Source organism: Bartonella sp. CL71SXKL (assembly GCF_042194935.1).
Classification (GTDB): Bacteria; Pseudomonadota; Alphaproteobacteria; order Rhizobiales; family Rhizobiaceae; genus Bartonella.
In genome coordinates, this window is the sequence record NZ_JBHINI010000031.1 from 1 (window position 1) to 5,890 (window position 5,890).

Annotated in this window: 6 protein-coding genes; all 6 read right to left on the reverse strand. The window is 43.9% G+C overall.

Going from position 1 to position 5,890, the window contains the following annotated elements:
- On the reverse strand, window positions 1-784 hold a 784-nt coding region (locus tag ACFILA_RS08740), incomplete at its 3' end, for a DNA adenine methylase (RefSeq protein WP_375661029.1).
- A 24-nt stretch (window positions 785-808) separates the two neighbouring features.
- Entirely contained in the window at window positions 809-1,039 is a 231-nt protein-coding gene (locus ACFILA_RS08745; protein WP_273791210.1) for a hypothetical protein, read from the reverse strand.
- Between the two features lie 116 nt (window positions 1,040-1,155).
- Window positions 1,156-1,383 carry a hypothetical protein gene (locus ACFILA_RS08750; RefSeq protein ID WP_012754703.1) on the reverse strand — a complete coding sequence of 76 codons (228 nt, stop codon included), beginning with the start codon at window positions 1,381-1,383 and terminating at the stop codon, window positions 1,156-1,158.
- Entirely contained in the window at window positions 1,380-2,042 is a 663-nt protein-coding gene (locus ACFILA_RS08755; protein WP_375661030.1) for a lysozyme, read from the reverse strand. Before ACFILA_RS08755 ends, ACFILA_RS08750 begins: the two co-directional genes overlap by 4 nt.
- Window positions 2,043-2,105: 63 nt before the next feature.
- Window positions 2,106-2,435 carry a hypothetical protein gene (locus ACFILA_RS08760; protein WP_375652115.1) on the reverse strand — a complete coding sequence of 110 codons (330 nt, stop codon included), beginning with the start codon at window positions 2,433-2,435 and terminating at the stop codon, window positions 2,106-2,108.
- Window positions 2,436-2,444: 9 nt separating this feature from the next.
- Window positions 2,445-5,890, reverse strand: a 3,446-nt coding sequence (locus ACFILA_RS08765; protein WP_375661031.1) for a hypothetical protein, incomplete at its 5' end; no start/stop codon positions are given.

Below are 5,890 nucleotides of genomic sequence, written 5' to 3' on the forward strand. Positions count from 1 at the left end.
AATTATTACGAATCAAGAGTTCTTTTCGGGGTGGTTTTTTAGCAAAACCAGAGGTCCAAAGGGTCTCTAATTCTAAAAAGTCAAAATCCTTAAAGATCTCTCGAACCGCATCACAATCATTGAGACTCAAGACAAATTTGCCTTGTATGCTTTTGAGAACTTTTGCCATACTCACAAAATCATCTTCAACAAAATTCCCAGAGCTGTAACACTTCTTCTTCACTAGATAAGGCGGGTCTAGGTAAAATAAACTGTCGGGTGCATCAAATAGCTCGATAACCCGTTCCCACGACAAATTTAAGATTGTCGTATCAAGAAGCTTCTGTCTAACACGCCTCATCCTTGATAACAGCTTTTTGGGATTAAACTCTGCCGTTCTTTTCCTTCCAAAACTAAAAGAGACATACTCTTTTTTCCCATACATCACACAACGTTGGAGAAACAAAAAACGTGCGGCTCTTTCAACTTTGGAAAGGCTTTCTGGATCAATCGCCGCAAGTTCAAAAAACAACTGTCTTGAACAAACAAACCATTCTAGTCGTTTGGCTAAATCATCAAAGTTATTTTGAACACATTGAAACAGGTTCGTGATCTCTCCATTCAAATCATTAATAACGGAATATTTTGCTGGTCTTTTATTTAGGAAAATAACACCAGAGCCTAAAAACGGTTCAACATAGGTTTCATGGTCAATATTATTTAAAATCGGTATAATTTTCTTACGCAGATAGTGTTTACCCCCCATCCACGCAAACAATGTTTGTGTAAATTCTTGTTTCATCATATTTTTAAAGGAGAGATTTGATATTTAACTTTTGGTTAACCATCTTTTAAGATGTGAGAAGCTATTCTCTATGGCGTCCACAAAACGGGAAAAATCTATTACAAACATAAAGACAATGAAGGCTATCAATTTCATGATGCGTGACATCATCTTTAAACCTTGATAGGTCTCTATCATCTCGTGAAGGAGCTGTTGTTCTTTTTCTGTAAGATCTTTATCTTTGCTGCTTCGTTTCTTGACCATCTTTCCAACCACATAAATGGGCTCCCTGCTTGTTATGCTTCAAAATATCTCTTGCAAGGTTGGAACTGATGACCGCAACATCCTTATTATCCAAATAAATGGGCAACCAGCCACCACAAGAAACAGACCTATTTGCCGCGCACCCAACGAGAAAGTTCAGAGCGCACACCAGCATCACTTTTTTGATTAACTTCATTTTCCACCTCAAGCCGCGTTGTTGCTGTCTTTAAAGCATTCTCTGTTTGCTTTTGCCTTTCGCTTTGCTTGCCAAGGTGAAACGCCTTAGCTAAAGCCATAAAAAAAACGGCTAAAGCCGCTGTAAACATCAGAGAATATTTCTTTAGCCAAAAAATCATAAGCGTTGCTCCCGAAACCGCTTGGCGACAATCACTATGCCCGTTACAGCCGCTAAAACCATGATGCCTGCTAATGCCCATTGCACCGGTCCATTGCCTGCTAACAAGCCACCAAAACCAGAACAAGACCCTATAATCGGGGCAAGTGCTTCTATTTTAAGAAGTCCGGTTGCCGTTTTCGTTTCTACCCTTTGATAATTTGAAGAAACATAAGACCCTTTTACCCATAATCCTGCTTCTGCTGCTCGACGGTTGGCTAAACCCGCAAGAGGCTTTCCACCCACCTTATTCCATTTCTGTAATTCAACAGGTACGGCTTCATAATCCCCTTGATTAAGCTTCTTCAACAATGTTGACTTGCGAAAAGCAGCTGTTCCTACATTATAGCAAAATGAGACCAATGCCGCGAATTGGCAATCCGTTAACGAAACCGTGACCGATTCCTCTACCGTCTTCTCAAATTGCTTTAAGTCTTCACAAAGGATTTCTTCTGCTTGCTCTTGGCTAATACACATGCCTTTTTTGACAAGGGGGTGACCCGCATTGCTGGTGTGGCCATAACCAATCGTCCAGACACATGCCGTATCTCGATAAGCCTCTAAACGTAAACCTTCCCATTGTTTGATAAGCTCTAATCCTTCTTTCGATATCTTTCTCATCTGACGCTCCATAAAAAAAGCCCCACAAAAGTGAGGCGGCATAAAAATGTTTTCTTATGATCTCTATTGGCTATGCTCTTTGATCAGCTGCTCAACTTCTTCAACACGAAAGCCAAGTTGAAAGAGCGGCGCATATTCGCTTTCCTGTAATTCATACTGACAACGCTTTTCTACAAAATCACCATTTGAATCAAACGGCATGGTTGTTGTTAGACAAACCTTATGCGTGTCATCTTCAATCCCCTCTTCTCCTTCACTTAACTCCTTGACTAAAACCCAATAAAAACGCGTCTCTAAAAGAACCTCTAACCTCCTTACGGTTTCAGCCTTATCAAAGGAAAGCATATTCATATAATCTTCTTTGCTATTTAAATGCTCTGGATAATCTATCATCTACCCCTCCTAAATAAAATGCCGTGGATAACTACAGCCACGGGCGCCAGCCGATTCATAAATGGCATTCCGTATAATGATTGCACGCAGATGTGGATTGATATTCGTAGTATCTGACCAGTCTCCACCAGCCAACAATGCATACATATCTTTTTTAAACTGTACATTTGGTGAGGTTCCAGTTACCGTTTGCATGAAACAAACATCTTTCACAAATTGCCAAACATAACCGCAACCATCTTCACAACCGATATGCGAAACCATCCGTATATTTGCCGTATTCTTATAACCTCCAGAATGTTTTGGTGAAGGTGCTTTTTTGCCTTGAATCCCACCACCTTCATTGCTTCCATACATCGCGGAGGCAAATTCTGTATTATTGAGCAAAGCCTTCCTAACACGCAGCATATCGGATATGTGATCTGTTTGTAGACGGTTCGTCGTAATAGGAACATTATACGCCGAGCGGGTATTGTGACCCGTCCCTGACTGAAGATAAATATCAACCCAAAGATCTGTAGAGGGGTCATAAACCATTCCTTCTGGTGAACTATGCGGGCGGTGATTGAGACACCAAACTGAATTGGGTAAAATATCCCCTGCTCTATAACCAGACAATGGGTGACCGGAAATCGTACCAACATCCGCACAGAGCGTATGAAACCCTCCTATCTTTCGCGAATTACTCACTGTGTAATCCCTTGGATACGTAGAGTTTTCTGATAAAACAAGTTTATGAGACTGTCCTCCATCAGAAACCAAATAAACATAATAATCTTTGCCCACCGAAAGAGGAGGAACGCTTATTCTTGTATCTGCCGTATAACTTGCAACTAAAATATCATTGCCTAATGCCAAGGTTATGCGTGTTCCTTTTTTCAAGGTTAATTCCGCTTTGCCTTTCGCAACAAGAAACGGTGTGGAAATTGAAAGAACCGTTAAATTGGACTGTTTCAGTAAATTGTTTACCTCTTCCCCTAGCACTTTTGCCTGTGAGGCTACTGTATGGGCTGTTGTTGCCGTTGCTAGGGAACTCTTGATACCTCCAAGCTCTTGTTTCGTCGTATCGGCTGTTGTTTTAGCTTCTTCTGCTGTCCTTTTCGCTCTATCAGCTACTTCCTTGGCTTTTTCGGCTTCGCTCTTGGCTTGATAGGCTTGTGAATCTGCCGACTCGGCTTTTTTCTTGGCTTCGTCTGAGTACATCCGCGCTAAACTTACGGGGGCTTTAAAATTCTCAACCACTTGATTGATATCGATAACCCTACTCCTCGCTGACGAGGCTATTTTCTCTGCATTTTCTGCCTGATTGCGCGCTTGCTCCGCGTCATGTCTTGCATAACCAGCAGACTCCTTGGCTTCCTTGGCTATTTTTTGTGCCTCTTCCGCTTCTTCCTCTAAAGACGCGGCTTTCTTACCCGCTGTTTCGGCTGCCCTCTGCGCCTCTCCTGCTATATATTTTGCATTACTAGCTATTTCCTTGGCTTTTTCTACTTCATTCTTGGCTTCATACGCTCGGTCATCGGCTTTCTCCGCTATTTTCTTGGCTTCTTCGCCTGCCATTTCTGCTAATCTTGCTATAGTCTTAGCGTTATTGGCTGCTTCATTCGCGTCGTAAGCTTTACTCCACGCTTCATTCGCTGTGCTTTTTACCTTTTCCACCTCACTACGCGCTTGCTCCGCATCATGCTTGGCATAACCAGCTGTCTGTTTAGCTTCTTTAGCTATTTTTTCGGCTTCTTCTGCGGCTGCTTCTAAAGACGCGGCTTTTTTACCCGCTGTTTCAGCTGCCTTTTGCGCCTCTCCTGCTGCATATTTTGCACTATTGGCTATTTCCTTGGCTTTTTCGGCTTCATCTTTTGCTTCATACGCGTAGTTATTGGCTTTCTCCGCTATTTTCTTGGCTTCTTCGCCTGCCGTTTCTGCTAAACTTGCTGTAAGCTTAGCACTATCTGCTGTTTCATTCGCTTTGTGGGCTTTATTCCACGCTGCATTCGCTGTGCTTTTTGCATTTTCCACCTCACTACGCGCTTGCTCCGCATCATGTTTGGCATAACCTGCTGTCTGTTTGGCTTCTTGTGCTATTTTTTCAGCTTCATCCGCTTTACGCTTCGCCTCTTGTGCTATGCCCTGCACCGTTTCCACACTCACCTGCCCTGCCGTCTCTCCTGAACGCGCCGCAGACTCTGCTACCGCTTTCGCTTCAGAAGCTAATTTTGTAGCCTCCTCTGCATTCTGTTGAGCTTGATGAGCCGTTGCTGTTGCACTATCCGCTGCACTCTTGGCTTCTTCTGCTGTGGTCCTCGCTGTATTCGCCACTGTAACAGCGCTTTCTGATGCTACTTTAGCTTCCTTAGCTACGCTTTCTGCTGTTGCTGTCGCTGTCGCTACCGATTGTTTTACTTCCTCCACTAAACCTTTTGCCTCAACAGCTGTCGTTTTACTTTCATTGGCTAACGTTGCTGCCTGATCTGCTACTTTCTTCGCTTCAGCGGCTTGAGACAGTGCTTCTGAAGCATCTTGTTGCGCTGTTGATGTCTCTAACGCCTGTTTTGCTTCTTGCACCATAGTCTTGGCTTCAGAAGCTGTAACTGTCGCATCATCTGCCTTCTTTTCGGCTCTTGCGGCTTTCTCTTCTGCCGTCTCTGCTGTGCTCTTAGCTTCTTGCGATAGGACATGAGCATCCTCTGCTTTATTCTTCGCTTCCACCGCTGTGTCTTTTGCACTATCCGCTAACTGCTTTGCATTATTCGCTAACGTTTCTGCTAAATGCGCTGTCGTCTTAACTTCTTCAACCAATTGTTTGGCTTCACCAGCTTTAGTCTTGGCTTGTGTAGCAACGTCTTCTATTGTTAAAGCCCTCTGCTCTACTCCTTCTGCTGTCCTTTTGGCTCCCTCAGCTGTATTCTTGACATGATCAACCGATTGCTTAAGACCATGAGCTACCGACAGGGCTTTAGACGCCGTTTCTTTTGCATCACCGGCTACCGAAGAGGCTTTATCAGCTGTCATCTTGGCTTCAGAAGCTGTCGTGAGAGCTTGCCCACTGTTCGTTGCTGCTGTTTCTGCAACATTCTTCACCTCACCCATCACCTGCTTGGCATCATCAAAAGCGCTCTTGGTTTGTTCGGAAAGTGTTTTTGCATCTCCTGCCGTTGCCTTGGCTTCTCTTGCCTCTGTCAAAGCTGTCTCTACTGTGCTTTGAACTTGTGTCACTCTTTGAGAGCTTTCCGTGACCGTTGTCGCCACTCTATCGGCTGCACCTTTAGTATCATCCGCAATACGCTTGGCTTCTTGCGCTAACCTCTCAGCCGCTTCTGACTTCATCTTGGCATCTTCTGAAGAGGTTTTCGATACCTCTGCTGTTGTCTTGGCGGCATTGGATACTGTTAATGCCGTATTTGCCTGCTCTAAAGCTGTCTCTGCTGTCGTCTTGGCTTCAGAAGCTACAGTAACTG